The organism is Brevibacillus humidisoli, assembly GCF_020923435.1.
GTDB lineage: Bacteria > Bacillota > Bacilli > Brevibacillales > Brevibacillaceae > Brevibacillus_E > Brevibacillus_E humidisoli.
Genome location: NZ_CP087263.1, coordinates 515,378 through 536,371, shown reverse-complemented (window position 1 = coordinate 536,371; position 20,994 = coordinate 515,378). Strand labels below are relative to the sequence as shown.

The 20,994-nt window shown below is 54.6% G+C and carries 16 protein-coding genes and 1 pseudogene; 1 reads left to right on the top strand and 16 read right to left on the bottom strand.

The features are described 5' to 3' along the window. Positions 1-90 precede the first annotated feature (90 nt). The 13 genes and pseudogenes from LOK74_RS24470 to LOK74_RS02620 all read right to left on the bottom strand — a co-directional run. Positions 91-3,459 (bottom strand): annotated as a pseudogene (locus LOK74_RS24470) (condensation domain-containing protein); the annotation flags it as partial. Between the two features lie 125 nt (positions 3,460-3,584). Then, positions 3,585-5,969 carry a penicillin acylase family protein gene (locus tag LOK74_RS02670; RefSeq protein ID WP_230045086.1) on the bottom strand — a complete coding sequence of 795 codons (2,385 nt, stop codon included), beginning with the start codon at positions 5,967-5,969 and terminating at the stop codon, positions 3,585-3,587. Between the two features lie 49 nt (positions 5,970-6,018). Next, positions 6,019-7,245, bottom strand: coding sequence for an MDR family MFS transporter (locus LOK74_RS02665; protein WP_230045085.1), 1,227 nt, complete (start codon positions 7,243-7,245; stop codon positions 6,019-6,021). Between the two features lie 34 nt (positions 7,246-7,279). Next, a complete protein-coding gene (gene asnB, locus LOK74_RS02660) occupies positions 7,280-9,220 on the bottom strand; it encodes an asparagine synthase (glutamine-hydrolyzing) (RefSeq protein WP_230045084.1) in 1,941 nt (646 codons plus the stop codon). A 435-nt stretch (positions 9,221-9,655) separates the two neighbouring features. Further along, a complete protein-coding gene (locus tag LOK74_RS02655) occupies positions 9,656-11,083 on the bottom strand; it encodes a SpoVR family protein (protein WP_230045083.1) in 1,428 nt (475 codons plus the stop codon). 216 nt (positions 11,084-11,299) lie between these two features. Further along, positions 11,300-11,785, bottom strand: coding sequence for a helix-turn-helix domain-containing protein (locus LOK74_RS02650; RefSeq protein WP_230045082.1), 486 nt, complete (start codon positions 11,783-11,785; stop codon positions 11,300-11,302). 37 nt (positions 11,786-11,822) lie between these two features. Beyond that, positions 11,823-12,623, bottom strand: coding sequence for an ATP-binding cassette domain-containing protein (locus LOK74_RS02645; protein ID WP_230045081.1), 801 nt, complete (start codon positions 12,621-12,623; stop codon positions 11,823-11,825). A gap of 3 nt (positions 12,624-12,626) precedes the next feature. Continuing rightward, the gene (locus tag LOK74_RS02640; RefSeq protein ID WP_338148657.1) at positions 12,627-13,367 is read right to left on the bottom strand and encodes an ABC transporter ATP-binding protein; all 741 of its coding nucleotides are present in this window, start codon (positions 13,365-13,367) and stop codon (positions 12,627-12,629) included. Beyond that, the gene (locus LOK74_RS24155; protein WP_338148639.1) at positions 13,285-13,590 is read right to left on the bottom strand and encodes an ATP-binding cassette domain-containing protein; all 306 of its coding nucleotides are present in this window, start codon (positions 13,588-13,590) and stop codon (positions 13,285-13,287) included. The genes LOK74_RS02640 and LOK74_RS24155 overlap by 83 nt, the downstream gene beginning before the upstream one ends. 17 nt (positions 13,591-13,607) lie before the next feature. Then, the gene (locus LOK74_RS02635; protein ID WP_230045080.1) at positions 13,608-14,369 is read right to left on the bottom strand and encodes an ABC transporter permease subunit; all 762 of its coding nucleotides are present in this window, start codon (positions 14,367-14,369) and stop codon (positions 13,608-13,610) included. Between the two features lie 128 nt (positions 14,370-14,497). After that, positions 14,498-15,502: an ABC transporter permease gene (locus LOK74_RS02630; protein ID WP_230045079.1), complete on the bottom strand. Its 1,005-nt coding sequence runs from the start codon at positions 15,500-15,502 to the stop codon at positions 14,498-14,500. Between the two features lie 45 nt (positions 15,503-15,547). Next, on the bottom strand, positions 15,548-17,161 hold the full coding sequence (locus LOK74_RS02625; RefSeq protein WP_230045078.1) for an ABC transporter substrate-binding protein: 1,614 nt from the start codon (positions 17,159-17,161) through the stop codon (positions 15,548-15,550). 74 nt (positions 17,162-17,235) lie between these two features. Then, on the bottom strand, positions 17,236-17,952 hold the full coding sequence (locus LOK74_RS02620) for a M15 family metallopeptidase (protein ID WP_230045077.1): 717 nt from the start codon (positions 17,950-17,952) through the stop codon (positions 17,236-17,238). 146 nt (positions 17,953-18,098) lie between these two features. Between LOK74_RS02620 and LOK74_RS02615 the strand changes: the two genes are divergently transcribed. Beyond that, positions 18,099-19,004, top strand: a complete 906-nt coding sequence (locus LOK74_RS02615) for a DMT family transporter (RefSeq protein WP_230045076.1) — start codon at positions 18,099-18,101, stop codon at positions 19,002-19,004. A gap of 244 nt (positions 19,005-19,248) precedes the next feature. Here the strand turns inward: LOK74_RS02615 and LOK74_RS02610 are convergent, their stop codons facing one another. The 3 genes from LOK74_RS02610 to LOK74_RS02600 form a co-directional block, all read right to left on the bottom strand. Beyond that, the gene (locus tag LOK74_RS02610) at positions 19,249-19,524 is read right to left on the bottom strand and encodes a hypothetical protein (protein WP_230045075.1); all 276 of its coding nucleotides are present in this window, start codon (positions 19,522-19,524) and stop codon (positions 19,249-19,251) included. 121 nt (positions 19,525-19,645) lie between these two features. Beyond that, on the bottom strand, positions 19,646-20,320 hold the full coding sequence (locus LOK74_RS02605; protein WP_230045074.1) for an MOSC domain-containing protein: 675 nt from the start codon (positions 20,318-20,320) through the stop codon (positions 19,646-19,648). Further along, complete coding sequence (locus tag LOK74_RS02600; RefSeq protein ID WP_230045073.1) at positions 20,317-20,967, bottom strand: MarR family winged helix-turn-helix transcriptional regulator; 651 nt, start codon at positions 20,965-20,967, stop codon at positions 20,317-20,319. The genes LOK74_RS02605 and LOK74_RS02600 overlap by 4 nt, the downstream gene beginning before the upstream one ends. Positions 20,968-20,994 lie beyond the last annotated feature (27 nt).

The window sequence follows — 20,994 nt, the reverse complement described above, 5'->3', positions numbered from 1 at the left end:
TGCATAAGCGGCCGTTGACTGATGGCGCTGCAAGAGCCGTTCCTTTTCCTGCTCCGTAATTATCGGCAGCGTTGAGACAGCAGCATGGGGATCGCTGACCATCGCTTGCAGCAGCGATTGGTAGCTTTGCAGAAGCCGCTCTGCCGTCCCTGCTTCGTACAGATCAGTATTGTAAGTCAGCTCAACAGCCAGTTCACCGCCTGTCTCCACAACGGTTAACGTGAGATCGAACTGCGCTGCCGCTTCGCGCAAAGGGACAGATTCCAACGTCAGCTCTCCCAGCGATATACCCTCGCCCTCACCACCTGCAACCAGTGGAGCCACCGTCCTGTTGTTGTATCCCACGTTCTGCATTACAAATGCCGTCTGGAAAATCGGCGAGCGGCTGGGGTCGCGTTCTGGCTGCAGTTTCTCAACCAGCAGGTCAAACGGGTACTCCTGATGGGCAAAGGCGCCGATCACGATTTGCCGCATGCTGCCCAACAAACGGTCAAACGCGAGATTGCCCGACAGATCGACGCGAATCGGCACCGTATTGGTCAGGTAGCCAACCAGCCCGGCCAACTCCACCCTGGAACGAGCTGCCATCGGCGAACCGATGATCACATCTTCCTGGCCCGAATACCGATGCAGCAGTACAGCATACCCGGTCAACAACGTGGTGTACAAGGTGGTCTGCTGTTCTCTGCTTAGCCGCTTCAGCGCGTCCGCGAGCGACTGCGGAAGACGTAGCGACTTGACCGCTCCACGCCAGCTCTGCATCGGCGGGCGGGCATGATCGGTTGGCATGTTCAGGATGGGCAGTTCACCGGCCAACTGTTCCTTCCAATAGGCCCATTTTTGCTCCCCTTCCTCGCTAGACAGCATCCGTTCCTGCCACGCAACATAGTCGGCGTACCGAATCGCCGCTGGGGGCAGGTACTGCTTTTCGCCTGTAGAGAACTCTACGTACAACTGATTCCACTCACCGATCAACAGATCAAATGACCAGAGATCGACGACAATATGATGAAAGGACCACAGCAAGAGATGTTCCTCTGCTGATCGTTTATACAAATACACGCGCATTAATGGCCCTTGCTCCAGATCGAACGGACGCTGCGCCGCTTCCTCCATCCGTTGCTGCAAGAGATCGGCATCCCAACTGCTGGCGTCAACTTCTGTCATCGCTAGTTCTGCCTGCTCATGGATATGGGCGCGCGGTACACCGCCTGGTTGAGCCGGATATGTGGTGCGAAGGATGTCATGCCTGCGGATCAGCGCCTGAAACGCTGCACGCAGAGCAGCCGTATCCAGCCGTCCACTCAGCCGAACCGCCTTGCTGATGTTGTAAGCGGCACTCTCCGGCGCCATTCGGTGCAAAAACCAGAGTGCTTGCTGCCCGCGAGACAACGCCGTCTCTGCCCTTCCTGTCGCCCGCTCCAGCAGGCCAACCCCCGATGCTGCTTCGCTCAACTCTGCACGAATCACATCGGCTAATTGCGTAGTGTCAATATCAAATAGCTGCGCCGGATGCAGGATGACACCCAAATCGGTCTCTACGGCATGCTGCAACTCCATCACCTGTGCCGAATCGATACCGAGTGTGCTCAGCGGCTGCTCTGGATCGAACTGGGATGGTGTCAACTGCAGCACACGTCGGACGAGCCTGCCTAGGTAGCTCTCGAGCTGAGCTTGACACTCCTGCGGCGTCATCGCCAGCAGCATCTCGCGACGGATCACTTCTTGCTCCGGTTCGTCGTTGGATGGCTCCAGATGCAAGACGTCGCTCCCTATTTTGTGGAAACTATCGGAAAGAAACGCTTCGCGGCAGAAGCGGCGCTGGATTTTGCCGCTGGACGTTTTGGGAATGCTTCCAAAGCGCACCAGTTGGACGGCGTATACCTGAAGACCATGCTCCTGGGCGATCGCCTGTCTGATGCAGCCGATTACTTCCTCCGCATCTACCTGCCGATAATGACGATCAATCTCCGCCACCACCGCCAGTCGCTCCTCTCCATCCACTTCAATGGAAAAAGCGGCGCACTCCGGTCGCAATGCTTGATGACTGCGGTAGGCGGACAACTCGATATCCTGCGGATAGTAGTTGCGACCGCGGATGATGATCAGATCCTTCAAACGTCCGGTAACAAACAGTTCATCCTTATGTAAAAAACCGAGATCGCCCGTTCGCAGGAAAGGTCCTTCCCCCGTATCAGACAGCCGGGCGGCAAATGTCTCGGTGCTCTGTGCCTCATTGCCCCAGTAACCGTGAGCAACGCTTGGACCGGCGACCCAGATCTCCCCGATTTCATCTGGCGCGCACCTCACTTTAGTCTCCGGATGGACGATGCACAGCAGTTGGTCGGATGCTGAGCGGCCGCATCCAATCAACGTCTGGCCGTCCCCTTTTTCTGCAGCATCGCTCATCTCCAGCACACGGTTGTCGGAGAGAGCCTCTTTATCAAACGTGCGAACCACCGGGAAAACGTTTCTCTGCCCACCTGAGACAAACAGCGTTCCCTCCGCCAACCCGTAGCAAGTGTAAAACGCCTCTTTGCGAAACCCGCATGAAGCAAAAGCTTCCGCAAACCGTTCCAGTGTCTCATGACGTATCGGTTCGGCACCGTTGAACGCGACCTGCCAACTGCTTAAATCGAGTTCTCGCTTCTGCTCCTCTGTGATCTTGCGGACACATAAATCATAGGCGAAGTTCGGTCCGCCGCTAATCGTCGCCTGTTTGCGGGTAATCGCCTGCAGCCAGCGCAGCGGGCGCTGCATCATATCAAATGGCGACATCAATGTGGTGTGAAAGCCGGTGTACAGCGACTGCAGGATTCCGCCGATCAATCCCATGTCATGATAAGGAGGCAGCCAGATCACGCTGCGGTCCTGGGAATCAATCGTGAAGCTTTCCTTGATCAGCGACAGATTGTGCAGCAGATTCCCGTGACTTACCATCACCCCCTTGGGCGTGGAGGTAGATCCAGACGTGTATTGTAAAAAGGCAAGGGAATCGCGGGTCAGCTCAGGCTGTTTCCAATCGGCATCACTCACTGTCTGCAACTGATCGGTGACCAGCCAGACGAGGCGGTCCATCCCGGGCAGAGAGGTGAAGCCCTCCTGAATGTCGGCGGCAATCCTGCTTGTCGTCAATGCCGCCTTGGCCTGACTGTCCACTGCGATCGCGTGCAGACGCGGCATCAGCCGACGAGAGGATGGCGGATAAGCAGGGACGGCGATGCTGCCTGCGTATAGGCAGCCAAAGAAGGCGGCAATGTAGTCCAAACCAGGTTGATAGAGCAGCAGCACCCGCTCACCGACTGCCCCCATCTGCTGCAGCATCCCGCCGATCATCCGCGCCTGTCGGTCCAGTTCTGCGTACGTCATGCTTTCCTCGGTCATTTCACCATCCAGCAGAAAGCGGTACGCTTCCTGATCGGGCTGCTCTCGTCCTCTCCATTGAAGCAGTTCGACCATCGTTGAAAAGGTAAGTGTCTCTTCAGACATGAATGGACGCATGACTGGTATCCCTCCAATATTTAAGTATTCTTTAAAAAAATGTAAATATCGTGTATAGGGGGATCCCTTTACAGGAATCCCAGTTACGGGTGAAGAACCAGTTTTTCCCCTGTTCGGTACTCTTCCGGTCGGAACAATTGGGGACGCAACTCTCCTTTCACATGCAGCGGGGCCTGATCGGCGTACCAGCGGCTGCCCACCTGTCCTGATTGTCCGGGTGTGAGAATATCATAGGATTGACGGTCGAGAGCAGCCAGATCGACCACCTGTCTCCAGGAGGCTCCGCTCAGCACCCGTCCCGATTCTGCAAAGCCCATCAGGCAGACTGTCTGCCTGCTTCCGCCAACCGGGTATGCAGGGACATCCGCAGTTGCTCCTATCCGCTCCAGCAAACTGCTTAACGGATGTGCGAAACGGAGCTGATGATAATCGCCCCACCGCCACTTCCGGGAATCGTGGCCCTGCAGAGAGATCACATGCTGCAAGGCCGCTTGAAAACTTTGGTAGACAAGCAGGTCGAATTCACCCGCCTCCTTGATCCAACTGCTTTCCTGCCCTTCTGCCGCGCGCCGCAGCATCTGGTCGGTCACATTGGTACCGTCTGCCATCAAGGCATACAAGTCTGCGCCCATCTGCGGTTCATATAGATGTTTGCGCAGGGAGAGATCCCACACATGATACAGCAGGGGAGCCGCTTGATGAGCCTCGTCCAGACGATCCCATGTTTTCAGGATGTGTACAGCCTCCTGCTCATCTGGTGACAACGATTGTCGCTGGAGCACCTCCAACAAGATAGGCAGGATGGTGTCAGCCTGTTCATTTGCCAGATCTCCCTGCAGCGAGCTCATCTCCTCTACCGTCAGTTCCCTCCCGCGCTGCAGTTGATCGGCAATCCGCTTCGCCCGGTACGGCGTATCCCAAGCGGCCGATATCAGGTAGGGATAAGCGTCGTCCGTAATCTTGTTATTGGCGGAAACGATAAAGCCTTGCTCCGGATTGACCACTTCCGGCATTTCTTCAAAGGGAATAAAACCGTTCCACTCGTACTCATCCGTCCAGCCGGGAACCGGAACCAACCCATCTCCTCTGGCCCGGATCGGAATGCTTCCCGCCGTGCGCAAAGCGATCGTTCCGTCCACAGCAGCAAACAGCACGTTTAACACGGGAGACTCAATCTTGCGCAAGCACTCCCGGCATTCTTCCCAGTTTTTCGCCTTGTTCAGTTCCAAGAACGCCTCGATTTCAGCACTGGCGCCATAGGCGGTCCAGCGCAGCGCCAAGCCGTAGACAGCAGCATCAGGGTCATCATGGGACTCCACCTCGGTCAGTATCGGACCATGTCGGGTGATGCGCACATCCAGCGGAATATCCGCGCCCCCTCTTACCCGGATCGTTTCCCGAACGACCGTCACATCCTCCCACTTGCCCTGATGCATCACCAGTTGCAGGTTGGCCGGGTGGAACTTTTCCAGAAAGAGATCCTGGGTATCGGCAATCGCATTGGTCACGCCCCAGGCAATCTGGTCATTGTGGCCAAGGACGATCCCCGGCACACCGGGCAGGGTGACACCGATCACATTGAGCCTCTCCCCGGCTTCCGTCTGCAGATTCAGGTGCGTCTGATACCAGATCGCAGGAACCTCGTAGTCGAGATGTGGATCGTTGGCCAGCAGCGGTTTGCCCGACTTGGTCAGCTTTCCGGAGACAACCCAGCCATTGGAGCCGTTTCCCTGACTCGATCCGCTCAATAGACGAAGTAGGCCGCTCAGATCAAGGCGTTTGTTTTCAGGCAGGAGCGGCGACTCATCAAGCTGCGTGCAGCCATCCGCTAGATCGCCAGATGGAATCGTCACATAGCCGTCCTCAGGATAGACAGGCCATAGCTCTTTGGCCCGCTCATCTCCTACCCGGCTGCGCAACTGGTCGCGATAAATCTCCGCTTTCAGGTTTTCACTCAGGCTGGCTGCAAGCAGTTTGCCGATCAGCATGGTGTCAAGCGGTGTCCACGGTTCCGGCTGATAGTCCAGCAGGACGAATTCCAGCGGCAGACTGCCCTGCTCGCTTGCCTGCCTGATATACGCGTTGATTCCCGCAGAGAAACGCTCCAGAATCTCCCGCACAGCCGCAGAACACCTGTCAAGAGACTCCTCAGCCGCCTTGCTCAACTGCAGCTTCCGATAGTGCAGATCGGACGGAACATAGTCCGGACCAAATACTTCTGCCATACGCCCACTCGTCAGCCGCCTGGACATATCCATCTGCCACAAGCGATCCTGGGCGGTGACAAATCCTTGAGCCATGTACAAATCAGACAAGCTGGCTGCTTCGATATGCGGTACGCCCCGCTCATCGCGGTATACCGTCACGTTTTGTTGCAGTCCGGGAAGGTTGATTTCACCGGATGTTTGTGACATGCTGTTGCGGACCGCCTGCTGCAGTTGGATGGCATCTGTTTCTCCCCCTTGCATCTGAAAACGCCCCTCCCATCATTCCTTGATCACGCTCGTGCTGCTTGGCTCAGCCTTCCAGAGCGGACAAGGTTTTGCTTTGTTTTGCGTCATACATTTTTTGGCCGCGCCAGAAAAAGAAGATGCTCAACAGGGCGATCAGCCCAAACGATTGGAACATGGTGGCGCCACCGTAGCTGGTCAGCAAAATCCCGCCAAACCAGGGGCCGATGAAGTTGCCAAAGCCGTTAAAGGTATGGGCGCCGTAGTATGTGCCGCGCATGCCGTCAGGTGTAATTCGGTCGACAATGATGTATTCCGACGGAACGATCAGAATCTCGCCCAAGGTGAAGACAATCATCGACAGAATGAAAAAGGTCCAGTTTCCCGAATAGGCAAATCCCAATTCGGAGATAGCGAGCAAGATGCTGCCCATCACGATGTTGGTCAGCGGCGTGAAGCGCTCCGCCCATTTTGTCAAAGAATACTGGAGCAGAATCACGACGACGGAGTTGACACTCATCAGGATCGCAAACAGCTGCACACCGTCAACAAAGCTGTTTTTCAAGTACTGCGACAGGGTTACCGACATCTCTCCCATTACCGTCATCGTAAAAATACTGCCCAGGATAAAAAATCCCAGCACGCGGTCGTACCGAATCACTTCTACCGCACTGCGCACGGTAATCTTTTCTTCTGCTGTCGTCTGCACGTCCTCATAGGCAAAATACCGGAAGGCGAACTGTAAGAACACCACATACAGCAGATAAATTACGGCACCGATCAAAAAGGGCACCCGCTGGTCAATCAACGCAAGCGCAGTCCCGATCAGCGGTCCGATCGCAAACCCGATATTGACGGCCGTGTAGCGGAAAGAGAAAAGGCGCATCCGTTTCTCCGGCGGTGTCAAATCACCCATCAGCGCTTTGGACACAGGGTCAAAAAAGGAGATACATAGGCTCAGGAAAATGTTCAGCAGAAAAATCACCAGGACGTTGGCTGTTAAGACAAAGCCGAAAAAAACGAGCGCAAACACGTAAAGCGTACCGATCAGCACTTTTTTCCGCCCGATAAAATCAGATAACGTCCCCCCGACGAAGCCCCCGAAGGTGCCGGCAATCGCGCCGGCCCCAATGATCAAGCCAATCATCCCCGCGTCCAACTGTGTCGTCGTGGCGAGATATACCGCCAGGAAGGGAATGCTCATCCCCCTGGCCACCGATACCAGCACGATTCCCAGCAACAGCGTGTGCACAATCGGGTGAAAAGAGTGATAAAATGCTCTGATTCGATTCATCTGGTTCTCCTCGTTTTGTCCGTATTGCTCTTTGTTATCCCGTCACGGACTGACTGCGGCTGGCATTGACGTACAGGTCCTGCAGCAGGCAAGTGGTCAGCACCAGCAGAAGGACGGCGTCCGTATTGACCCGCTGGCGTTGATCCATCTTGGGCAATTGATCAAGCAGTCCGACAATCTGTTTCTTGTCATAGAAAGGCACATCATCCATTACGCTGCTGCGCAGCATATCCTGGGCTAGCGCAAACAGCTTGTTGTCCGTCTGCAGCGTGGACGGCGGAGCATTGAAAGGCTGCTTGGGCCGATCGTACACGGTTTTGGTCAGATACGGCTTTGCCGCTTCCCGCAGGGCGTACTTCTCTTTGTAGTTGTTGATCAGCATCCAGGAAGGCAGCTTGCGAACCACCTCGAACAGCTTGTGATCCAACATCGGCATGCGCACTTCTACCCCGTGAGACATGTCCAATCGATCGGCAAACAAGATCTGGTTGGGCAAAATCGACTTGTTCCAGGTGTAGAGGACCTGCTTTACCCGGTCACGTCCGGCCAATTGTCCCTCAATATCCAACCGCTCCACAAATTCCCGATGCGGGTCGTAATCGCCCAGCCGATCGAGATAATCGGGCGCAAGCAATTGCCGCAACGGGCTGCGGCTGGTATGAGACGCCAGAATCCAAGTAGGCGTGTAGCCCAATCGCTGTTGGAAGCTGGTCAACGATTGATCCAGATAACTGGCGACCGGCAAATGGTTAAACGATGGGTTATGTACCAAAAACTCTTCCAGTCGGGCAAGTTTCTCCGCTTCGCTCAGTCCTTCCAGACCGGCGAGCAAGATGTCCAGTCGTGAAAAAATGTACCCGGCGAACAACTCGTCGGCACCGTCACCGGAGAGCACGACACGAATCCCCCGCTCATGCAGCACTTTGCTTTTCAGATAGCGGGCGACACCGTTCATATTGATGCCAATCGTTTCCGCATGCCAGACCGCCTTCACCACGTGGTCGGCAAAATCGGCATAATCGAGCGGAATCGGGTGGAAATCGGCCCCGACAAAAGAAGCCGTCTCCCTGGCCACTTCACTTTCATCGTACGCTTTTTCTGCAAAGGTGACGGTAAATGCCTGCAACGGATCGGTTCGGTGCTGGGCTGCCATGCCCAATACCGCCGACGAATCGACTCCGCCGCTGAGGTGAAACCCGACGGGCACATCGGCCCTCATCCGCAGCCTGATGCTTTCATGCAAGGCTGCTCTTACTTCCTCTATGTACTCCGCTTCACTGCGCTCCTCCGTCTCTGCCAGCAGAGGATAATCATGGTCCCAGTAGCGCTTCAGCTCAATCCCATGTTGGGTTGCCAGCAGCAGATGTCCCGGCGGAACCTGGTGGATGTCTTTAAACAAGCTTCGGTCGAGGTGCTTGTAAAACAGCAGGTGCTGGTAGTACGATTGTTCATCCCACTTGGCAATAACGCCGGCTGCAAACAGCGCCTTCATCTCGGAAGCAATGTACAGAACATCATCCTGCACGGTGTAAAACAGCGGCTTTATCCCAAATCGGTCTCTCGCTGCCACCAAGCGTTGCTCCTGTTCATCCCACAAAACCAGCGCAAACTCGCCGCGCAAGTGTTCCATAAATCCAATACCGTTTTCTTCGTACAAATGGAGAGCGATCTCACTGTCGGACCGCGTCCGCAACCGGTGACCCCTTTTCTCCAATTCCCGCTGGATGCGTTCGTAGTCGTAGAACTCGCCGTTGACGACGATACGCAGCCGTTCATCTTCACTGGCAATCGGTTGATCTCCCGTCTGCAAGTCGATGATACTGAGACGTGCGTGTCCCAGTCCTACCTTCCCTGTCTCGGATAGCCACGTCCGCTGGCAGTCAGGACCTCGATGGGCGAGCTGACGGGTAGCCCGATCCAGAACAGTTGAACGGATCTGGGTCTGCCTTGACAACATAGCAACAATGCCACACATAGGAATCAACCTTTCTTCCTTGGATTCATTTGCGACAAAGAGGCCATTCACCGGTGTTTTTATTCAGTTGTCAGGGTCGATCAAGCATGCAAAAAAACAGGATATGGGTTTGTTTCACCTGGAAGTAACATCGAATACGAAGGGGCTGCACGATTGTGCCTTAACCAAGAGGATTATTTTACATAAATGGAAACAAGCACTTTGCTGAGGCATTTTATGGCATTCGTTCCGCCACGTCTAATCATACCACAGGAATGTCAGATTGTAAGACGGTATTCTCCGACAAAATCCTACAAAAACTGTATGGTCTGTAGGCTTGACCGCCTGTAGAGGCAACTCGTTGGTCCGCTCATGGAAAACAGAATAACGCCCCAAACGAACATCGCATAGGGCGTTATTGTCGAAAAAGATCAGATTCGCCAAGGTCACGCGGACCTACAAAAAGCGGCGATGCACTTTTTTTCCGTCGTACGTAAACTGCACGAGGCGATCCTCCATCTTCGTCTCCAGATGGACCGTCTTGCCCCACAGCTGGTAGACATAGGGCATTGTCTTCTCCACGTACTTGACGTCAAGTTCCATCCCCTCATACTGATGCCTTAGGTAAAGCTCCCCGGAGCGCAGGTAATCGCCATCGTGCACCGCAATATAGGGAAAACCGCCGTTGACACGAGAAGCGACCAGAGAATCCCGAATCTGTTCCCAGTCCTTATCTGTCACCACCCAATCATTCCCCTGCTTGCCAAACAGATAAAGATCAAGATCGGTCACCAGTTCCTTGGTCAGGTAATTGCGGATGAAGCTGCTGTCCGACTCCAACTCTCGCACTTCAAAGATCTTGGCCCGACCGCCGCCCGGTTTTCGACCGAACCTCTCCTGTTCCTCTGCCGTCGGATTGTCGTAGCGCCGTTCGATGTCCTCAAACATCTTCAGCCCCAGGTGGTACGGATTGATGCCGGTTAGCGATGGCTGCACGACGGAAGCATGCAGTCTGGCGAATTCAATCGTCTCTGCTTCGCTTAGATCCATCTCACGCAATATCCGGGTATGCCAATAGCTAGCCCATCCTTCATTCATGATCTTGGTCTCCAACTGGGGCCAGAAGTAAAGCATTTCGTCGCGGATGATCGTCATAATGTCCCGCTGCCACTCCTCCAGCACACTGCTGTGCTCCTGAATGAACAGCAGCAGATCCTTTTCCGGTTCTGGTGGAAAACGGCGCGGCACTTTGCTTGACGGGGACGGTTGGGGTTGCTCTCCCTGATCAAGCCCCCATAAATCGTCATAGGGCGTTCTCACCTGTGCCCTCGATTGGGTCCCCGTGTTTTTCTCCTCCGTTTCCTTTTTCCAGCCTACCTTGAAGCGCAACAGGCTGGGATCGATGTGCTCCTGGATGGCCAAGCAGGCATCGAGGAAGGTCTCCACCTCCTCTTTCCCGTAGCTGATCTCATACTGGCGAATCCGCTCCGAACTGGCAGCCATGCTCTCTACCATATCCCGATTGGTATTGGAAAAGCGGGCGTTGTTCTTGAAAAAGTCGCAGTGGGCCAAAACATGGGCGACGATCAGCTTGTTCTGGATCAACGAGTTGCCGTCCAACAGGAAGGCGTAGCACGGGTTGGAGTTGATCACCAGTTCGTAGATCTTGCTCAGGTTGAGATCGTACTGCAGCTTCATCCTGTAAAAGGACTTTCCGAAACTCCAATGAGAGAATCGTGTCGGCATTCCATAAGCACCAAATGTATAGATCACGTCGGCTGGGCAAATCTCATAGCGCATCGGATAAAAATCGAGTCCAAACCCCTTGGCGATCTCGGTAATCTCCTCAATGGAACGTTCCAACTCTTTCAATCCTTCGTACATCCGTCTTTTCCTCCTTGCTTTCCATTCATACCAGAACGGATGGTTCCTTACTTATGTATATGGAATCGAGGAAAAATGACGACTGCTTTTGTGCCGTTCCAATGAGTCTGTCAATGAAAAAAAGCCCGGGAATACCGGGCCTCACACTGCCGCCAAAGGCGCGGCGCTGGGGAGAGCAGCTCATTTCAAGGGACTTGTTAAAAGGTGAGGATATGATCAGGTCGCCCTCGCCCAGATCGAGAGCGACACCTCTTTGCCGGGATTGAGATAACGGTGCGGCGATGTACTGGGGAAGGCGATGCTGTCTCCTTCGTAGAGATGGTACTCCTGATCGCGCAGCAGCACTTTCAATTCGCCTTTCATCACAAATCCGCACTCCTCACCCGAGTGGGAGACCAGTTCGTGATAGACTGATTCGCCCGGTTCAATCTCCACCAGCAGGAACTCGATTTTCCCCTGGTCGATCGGGGTCAACACGTGGTATCTGACGTTAGTATTGCGCAGATGAATCGTCTTTCGCTGCTCCCGGCGGATGACCGGGTCCTGTTGTTCCGGTCTCATGAAAAATCGGTTAATCGGCACATCAAGCGCTTCACAGATTCGCCAGAAGGTCCCCACCGTGGGGTCGACCAGACCACGCTCAATCTGTGAGAGAAGACTGGCGCTTAAGCCCGTTGTCTTGGCTACCTGGTTCAGCGTCAACTGCTTTTGTTTGCGGATTTCCCGCAGTTCCGCTCCGTTAAAGATGAGACTCTACCTCCTTTTGCTGGTAGAGGCTGGGCAACGAGGAGAGCAGTGTTTTGGTGTAATCGTGAGTTGAGTGTTCAAATATCTCGGCCGTGCCGCCCTGTTCGACGATATTGCCCTTGTACATCACAGCCATCCGATCACACATGTAACGGATCACCGCCATATTGTGCGAGATGAACAAGTAGGTGAGATTCCGCTCTCGTTTTAGGTCCTTCAATAGATTGAGCACCTGTGCCTGTACCGACACATCGAGGGCGGAGGTTGGCTCATCCAGGACGACGAACTGCGGATCGGTTATCAAGGCACGAGCGATGGCGATCCGCTGCCGCTGCCCGCCGCTGAATTCATGCGGATAACGGGAAAGCTGCTCCTCTTTCAGTCCGACTCGCTTGATCAACTGGTGCAGCCGCTCATCTCTCCCCTTTTCTTTCCGTTCCCCCGCAGGCAACGCCAGCAGCGGCTCCCGAATAATCTCACGAATCGTCATGCGCGGATCAAGCGAGGACTGCGGGTCCTGGAACACGATCTGAATATCTCCCGGTTTCTGTCGCTGAAAACGGTGGTTCAACCATAACGACATTCCCTGGTACCTCACTTCTCCCGTCGTAGGAGGCTCTAACCCGACGATCATCTTTCCCAGTGTGCTTTTGCCGCAGCCCGATTCACCGATCAAGCCAAACGTCTCTCCCCTGTGAATGGAAAACGTAACACTCTCTACGGCCTGTACCTGCTGCTTCCCTGCCCCGTATTTTTTTGAAACGTGGTCTACTTGCAAGATTGGTTCCATCATCGATCACCTCACCCAGCATGCCGCCTGATGACTCTCGCTGTCGGCGGATATCCTCCCCAGTACAGGGGACGATAAGTGACACTGCGGAATTGCAGCCTCACAGCGGGAGGCAAACACACAACCGCTCGGTCGATTGCGCAGGTCGGGTACTTCGCCTGCGATTGCCTTGAGCGGCTGCCCGGGATCGGCCAGGTCAGGCAGTGCGCCGATCAGCGCCCGCGTGTACGGATGTACAGGATGGGCGAGCACCCGCTGCGTCTCCCCTGTCTCCACCACTTGGCCTGCGTACATGACCACTACCCGCTGACAGAGTTGAGCCACTACCCCCAAGTCATGCGTGATCAGCAGAATCGCTGTTCCACGCCGATCAGCCAGTTCTTTCATCAGTTTCAGGATCTCTGCCTGAATCGTCACATCAAGCGCTGTAGTAGGTTCGTCGGCGATCAACAGTTCAGGCGGAGCCGCCATCGCCAATGCGATCACAACCCGCTGCCGCATCCCGCCGCTAAGCTCGAACGGGTATTTGCGGGCCACCAGTTCCGGATCGCGGATATGCACATCCGCCAGGCTGTTGACGGCAAGGCGATACGCCTCTTGCCGGGTCACGCCGCGATGCAGCCGGAATACCTCAGCCAACTGCGTTCCCACCCGCATCGTCGGATTAAGCGCACTCATCGGCTCCTGAAAGACCATTCCGATCTGCTTTCCCCGCAACGATTGCCGCTCTTTGGCGCCAAGCTGCAGGACATCGGAACCTTTGAAACGGATCGCCCCCCCCGCTAATACGGGCATTTTTGTCCAGCAGTCCCAGTATGGACAGGGCGGTGACCGACTTGCCTGAACCGGACTCCCCGACGACACCGACGATCTCTCCCTTGTCTACGGACAAAGAGACCTGATGCAGCGCCTTGATCTGATCCATCAGCGAGCGAAACTCTACAGACAGGTTGGTTATTTCTAACAGCAATCTCGCTCCCCCCTCCGTTAGCGGTTTGCCTTGGGATCCAGGATGTCCCGGATGCCGTCACCGATCAGATTAAAGCCGCAGGACGCAAGAAACAGAGCCAGTCCTGGGAATGTCGGATACCACCAGTAGTCGAGCAGGTACTTCCAACCGACACTGATCATCGCCCCCCATTCCGGTGTCGGGGGCTGCGCGCCGAGACCGAGGAAGCCAAGCGTCGCCACCAGCAAGATGGCATCCCCGATGTCCAGCGTGACCTGGATCACCACCGGTGACACCGCGTTGGGCAGGATGTGGCGAAGAATGATCCGCCACGGACGGATCCCAAAGGTGACCGCCGCCTTGACGAACAGTTTTTCTCTCAGCGCCAGCGTTTCCGCGCGAGCCAGTCGCACATAGACGGGGATTTTGACAATGGCAATCGCGATCATCGCATTCACCAGATTAGGACCCAGCGTCGCAGCGAGCGCCATCGCCAGCACCAGCGACGGAAAGGCGAGAATCATGTCCATTAGCCGCATGATCAACTGATCAAGTCTGCCTCCGAAATAGCCGGAAATACAGCCGATCACTGTACCGAGCAGCCCGGCAGCAAACACCACGGCCACCCCGACACCGAGCGAGAGGCGGGCCCCGTAGAGGATACGGGTCAAGATGTCACGGCCCACCTCATCTGTCCCGAACCAATGCTTGGCCGTCGGCGGCGAAAACCGTTCCAGGATGTTGATCTTGGTCGGATCGTACGGTGTGATCAGCGGGGCCAGCACGGACAGCAACAGCAAGAGCAGCAGCAGACCCAGTCCCAGCAGAGTGAGCGGGTTTTTTTCAATTTATACCAAAACGGGTTGATTCTGCGCTGATGAATAGCAGGTTGCAATTCCAGATTGGCTGACAACGTTTCCGCCCCCCTTTATTCTCTGATCTGCGGGTTTAGCAAGTAGTACGTCAGGTCGACCAACAGGTTGATGACCACATACCCTACCGAAATGATAAACGTAAAGCCCATGATTGCTGGAAAATCGAGGTACGCTATGGAATCGACGACGTACTTGCCCATCCCGGGCCAGCCGAAGATCGTCTCGGTGACGACTGCTCCGCCCAAAAGCGATCCAAACGAGAGGCCCACTACCGTGATCGTCGGGATCAAGGCATTGCGCAGTGCGTAGCGAACCAGCAGCAGCGGTCCCTTGATGCCGTTGGCCAGGGCCGTTCGAATGTATTCCTGTCCCAACACCTCCAGCATGCTGGCGCGAACCTGACGGGTAACGATGGCCAACTGGGCAAAGGATAGGGTCATCGCCGGCAGGATCAGGTGCCACAGGCTGTTGGTAAATGCGGACCAGTTGCCGGTCAGCAAGCTGTCCAGCAAGTAGAACCCGGTGATCTGCTCCGGGGCCGCAACGGACAGATCAAGCCGTCCGCTGGAAGGAAACCAGCCCAACAATTTGTAAAAGACGAGGATGCCGACCAATCCGCTCCAAAACACCGGTGTCGATACTCCGGCAATCGAAAACATCCGTCCCCCGTGATCCCAAAAGGTATCTTTCTTGACCGCAGAGAGAATGCCGATCGGGATGCCGATGACGATCGCCATCAAAAAGGCGGTGATGGCCAGTTCCATCGTCGCTGGAAAAAAGGTAACCAGGTCGTTCATGACGGGCTGCTGCGTGCGAATGGAAGTGCCGAAATCAGCTGTAAGAAGCCCCTTCACATATGTGATGTATTGGACCCAGACCGGTTGGTCCAGGCCCAATTGACGACGAACTTCCTGCAGTGTTTCCTCATCGGCACGCTGTCCTACCATCATCCTGGCCGGGTCGCCTGGGATGACGTGTGACATGAAGAAGGTCATCAAGGTCACGCCAAACAGGACAAAAGCAAGCAGCGAGAGTCGTTTGGCGATGATTTGCATCATGCAAGAAACACTCCTCTACGCGATTTATGCGAGTTCCTGAGCAGGTTACTTGGACATGTCCGCCAGGTTGTAAATGCCCTCCAACATCGGATTGTACACATATCCTTTTACCTGTTTGCTGACCGGCAGCAACGAGTCTTTCTGGTAGAGGTAGAGGTATGGCGCCTCTTCGATTACGATCTGCTGTGCCTGCTGATACAGCTTGGTCCGCTCTGCCTGATCATTAATCGTCGCTGCCTGGCGGATCAGCTGATCCACTTGATCGTTTTTGTAAAACGCACGATTGCCGGATAAACCAAAGTTGTTGGAATCAAACCAGTAGTTCATGAACATGAACGGATCGGCGAAGTCCGGACTCCAGACACCAAGGCTGAGATCGAAATCGCCCGTGTCCATCATCTCGCGGCTTGTTGCATAGGCCACTTTGTTCAGGTTCAGCTTTACGCCGATCTCGGCAAAGAAAGCTTGCAGGGTAAGGGCTTCCGTCTCCCACCACGGCTTGTTGTCCGAGTACAGCAGATCCAGCTCCAGATTGGAGACACCTGCTTCGGCCAAAAGCGACTTGGCTTTCTCTACGTCATAGCTGTACTGGAAGGCAGATTCATCATGCCCCCACAGTCCTTTCGGAATCGGCCCGCGCATCTGGGTGGCATATCCCTGCTGGACAGCTTCGGTCAGCGCATCGTAGTCGATCGCATAGCTGAGTGCCTGACGGACACGTTTGTCTTTTAATGCCTCGTTTCCTTTCGACGTGTTCACATAGACGTAGTCCACAAACAGACTGGGGTTTTGCAGCACCTCTATGTTGGGAGAGTTTTCAAAAGCACCCAACTGCTCCACTGGAATCCCTTCTGCAATGTCCACTTCCCCTTGTTCCAACTGCAGACGCTGCGCTGTCGGGTCAGAAATAATCTTGAAGTACACGGTTTTCAGTGCCGGTTTTGCCGGATGGTGCGGGTTAGGAGTGAGCTTGAAGTACTGACCTTTCTTCCATTCTTCCAACTGGTACGGACCGCTGCCCATCGTATTGCTGGCCAGGAAGTTCTGTCCGAGATCGCCGTTCTGTTCTTTCTCTTTTACCTTGGGGTTGACGATGCCGCCGTAGTTGGCTGCCAGCGTAGAGAGGAACGGCGGAAAGTTTTTGGAGAGCACAAACGTGACCGATGTCGGTGAGTTTACCTTCACTTCCTGAATCACGCTGTACACGTCATAAGGACCTTTTTTGATCGCCAGTGTACGGTCAAAGGTAAACTTGACCGCATCCGCCGTCACCGGCGTACCATCAGCGAACTTGAACCCCTCATTCAAGGTAAAGGTCCATTCCAGTCCGTCCGGGCTTACCTTCCATTCTTTTGCCAGGCCTGGTTTCACCTCTGTAGAAGCACCATCGTATTCAACCAGGCGTTGGTATGCAGGATAGGTGATTTTCCACGCGCTGTTGTCCATGGACACAGCCGGATCAAGCGTACCCTGATCCGAGCTGATCGCTACCACCAAGGTGTCACTTGGTGTGCTTGCGGACTGCTCGGGAGCCTGGGTTTGCTCATTTTGTTCGGCTGGCTTGTTTTCCGTCTGTGGCTGGCTCGTCGAGCTGCAGGCGGAAAGCGCCAGGGCCAAAACCAGGATAAGACTGAGTGGTAGATGAAGCAAACGTCTCACGTGAATCTTCCCCCTTTTGTGATGATTTAAATATCTTGATGATGTTTTTAATATATTGTAAATATTCCTCTGATTCAATATTTTTCTGAAAAATCAATAGATAGAATGGACTGATAGATCGGAGCGGCGTTTTTTTCTCTGGCCCAATGGTGGTTTCCGTAATCGTAATGCCACCACTCCTCCGGGTAATTGGTGAAACCCACTTCCGTCATCAAATGGTACAACCAGCGTCGGTTGCTGCGAATCCGCTCTTCTCGCCTGCCACACTCCTGTTCTGGCAGCATCTCATAGAAACGGGTAGCAGCCCGCGGGCTGAAATCGTCAAAATCAGTGCCCATCTCCAGCCAGCCGTCCGGTCCGGCTATCGTCAGATCGACTGCGCCGCCGGTGATATGCGGTGAAGGCTTCTCTGGATCAGTGGATGGCAGCGCAACGTACTTGGTCAACTCCGCCACCAACGATGCATCGTCTGACCATCCTTGGGCGATCAGGCTCTGTTTGAACTGCTCATAGATCGCTGTCTGCAGGTCATACGGGCGCCAACCGTCCAGCACCACCAATGAAAAACCGGCAGGCAGCCGTTCCGCTGCTTGCTGCAACAGCTGGGCCGCACCGGCGCGCAAATAACAGTCTTGCATTGCAGAGGAGTAACCTTGATGATAGTAATAGGGATAGACGCGAATCTTGTCCGCTAGGCTGGACAGCGCAACAAGCGGCTCTCCGCACTCTGCAGATGCGGGAATAGGCGCCTCTTGGTCGCTCATCGGCTGCGGGATAGGTAAGTCGATCACGATCCTTCATCTCCTGCTGGGTGTTTTTACTCATAATCGTAATTGATTTCGAAATTTTAGTAAACTGCAAATTAATTAAATTTACTGAAACCAGATGCCGGCAAGCGCTGCTTTCATAGATAGATTTCAACTGGAGGGAAACCGAATTGAACAAATACCAGGCTTGGCTGCTGCTCACGCTGACCAATCTGTTTTGGGCTGGCAATTATCTCTTTGGAAAGTACGTCACCGCAGAGGTAAGTCCGCTCTGGATGACGCTGTCCCGTTGGAGCATTGCGCTGCTCTTGTTGTGGCCGATCGCTATGTACAGGGAAAAACCGGACTGGCAGCAGTTGGTTCGATCGTGGCGCCCCCTTATTCTACTGGGGTTGTTAGGGGTAATCGGTTACAATCTCTTTCTTTATGCGGCACTCATCTATACGTCCCCGACCAATGCGGCACTTGTCAATGCCCTCAACCCGGCGCTGATCGTGCTGTTCTCGGCGATTCTTTTGCGTGAACGGATGTCCGCGATCAAGATAGGCGGACTGCTTCTCTCCGTGCTTGGCGTCGTATTCATCGTCACCGACGGCAATCCGCTGCAGATACTGGATACCACCTATAACCGGGGCGATCTGCTGATGCTGGGGGCGATTCTTGTCTGGACGTTTTACTCGATCGTGGGAAAACGACTGGACAGCATCCCACCGATCACGGCCACTGCGGCATCTGCCACGCTGGCGGTATTGGTTTTGATTCCGTTTGGCTTGGTTGATCCACCTGATGTGATGCAGATCAGCAACCTGTCCCTGACCGGTATCCTCTACATGGCTATCTTCCCGTCGGTTGGCTCCTACATGTTGTGGAATGTCGCCCTGCGTTTCATCAGTGCCAGTCAGGCAGGGGTCTCGCTTCACCTGATACCGGTATTCACGGTTCTGATCGGGTTCCTACTGGGAGAGATCGTCACGCTTGCGCAGATCGTTGGCGGGCTGCTCGTATTTGCAGGGGTGTCGGTAACGACGGGGTTTTTGGAACAGCTACGTCAGAAAAAGTCTACTCTTACGGGATAGTACCGATTAGGGAGTCAGCGTACTTGGTCTCAGCCCGCCTCTGGTGACGGCAAACTGCTGCCAACCAAACATAAGGTGCGCCGGTTCCGGTTGGAGGATGTGATGTTCCCTTTGGCTATCTACACATTTGTAGTACCCTGACAGATCGGCGGACAAATATGCAGCACCTTGACAGTTCGGTAGACAAAAAAGGCTCACTCGGCAGTGTGAAAACGATAGCGCACTGCTCTGTGAGCCGAATGATCTAGTATCTCTCACGATTTTTCATCCAAGCCTGTTTACTCCACTCTTCTACTTCTCCCATTTGAATCAGCTTCCACTTTAACTGCGATTCCTTTTCCAACATAAATGTGAATGAAGCATTTTCTTCAACATCATTGGGAATCAATGGGGAATTCTGACCCGCCAGAACTAGCTCCAGCTCTTGCTGAACATACTCCTCAGGGGGATTGTGAAGCAGATTGAAGCTGACTACGCCCACCAAGGCCAACGCTATTCCAATCAGCCATTTCTTGATCAATCCTCTCCTCCCGTTCCTCTCACCCTCCCTAACATAGAAGAAGCGTCCTCGAAAGATCTCCGGGGACGCTGCCTCCATGTTTTCGTCAGGCCATCACTTCGGATCGCCGTCGTCTATCCGTCTATCCTTCCAATCTCTTTTTCGTATCCGTAGCCTGTCCTCTCAATCGCTTCTCCAGCGTTGCCCGCCAGCTCGTAGATAATTCTTTCACGTCCAAGAGCCGGTTGATACCTTCCGTATTTTGTTTGTCGTGGTGCATGACTTGGTTGGCAAACGCAACGGTCACTTCCATAGGATGCCGCTGCTCCAGTGTTAGTCCGTCTTCTGGAGTCACCCAGCCTTCCTCCAGAACCCGAAAGTAAAAGCCGGTATAACCGGTGTTCTGCACCCATAGCGGCAGTTCGCTGATGTCGTATCGTTTGGCCAGCTTGTGACAGGGCTGCCGAGGCTGGCTCACCTGCACCACCGCCTCGCCCACCCGATAGATGTCGCCGATGCAGACCTCCGACTCCAGCATGCCGGTCACGGTCAGGTTCTCGCCAAATGCCCCCTTGTTCAGCGTCCGGTTCAACTCCCGTTCCCAGTAAGGGTAATGTTCGTGCGAGTATACGCAGACCGCCTTTTCTTTGCCGCCGTGGTAGACCAGATCAGCCTGAGCATCTCCGGCAAAGTTCAACTCAGTCAGGTAGAGCGGCTCGTTCACTGGTGACTTGTAGATTCCGGTCGTCACTTCACGCCCGCCGTACAGGATCGTGATCGGCTCCCCCACATTGATTGAAACGATTTGTCCGCTCATCTCTCCACACTTCCTCCCCGCTTCTCTTGCCCCAAATCGCATGATGGCGCATGCTCCGGACACTCTTTTTGTGATTCTGCAAAAGACAAGTACCGCTTTATGGCCTGACAGTAGTGAGGCTGGTCGGAACCCGCGACGTTAGGGCGGAAGTGGACACAGCCATGGCAGGGTTCTGCCACCACCAGATGACCCGCTTTTTGCAGCGAGGATACGATCGCACCCAGTCCGATCTCAAACGAGTCAAGTACCTCATCCGGCAGATGGTCCATCGCTGACTGCAGTGTCTTCCCCCAATCCTCAATCTTCGCCACTACGTCTCTGCCGCTTTCGGTCAATTGCAGCAGCGTTATACGCCGGTCCTCTTGCTTCGCCTGCTTCTGAACCAGCCCTTTTGCGAGCAAGCCGTTGACAATCCCGACCGCAGTAGCGTGAGTCGTGCCGATCGACTTGGCCAGATTGCCCACGCTGGCCACGTCGCGACGAGTGTGGTAGACGAACAGCAGCGTCTGCACCTGTACAGGAGACAGTCCGACAGGGTCACTCTCCATCTGGCTCATCTTCTTGATCGCCTGAGCCAGCCGAAACAAGGCCATCGCTGAACGGAGTCTAGGGTTTTCTTTCCTCTGTTGCGGATCAAACAAGCTCATGCGGTTCTATAATCCTCTCTTGGAAAA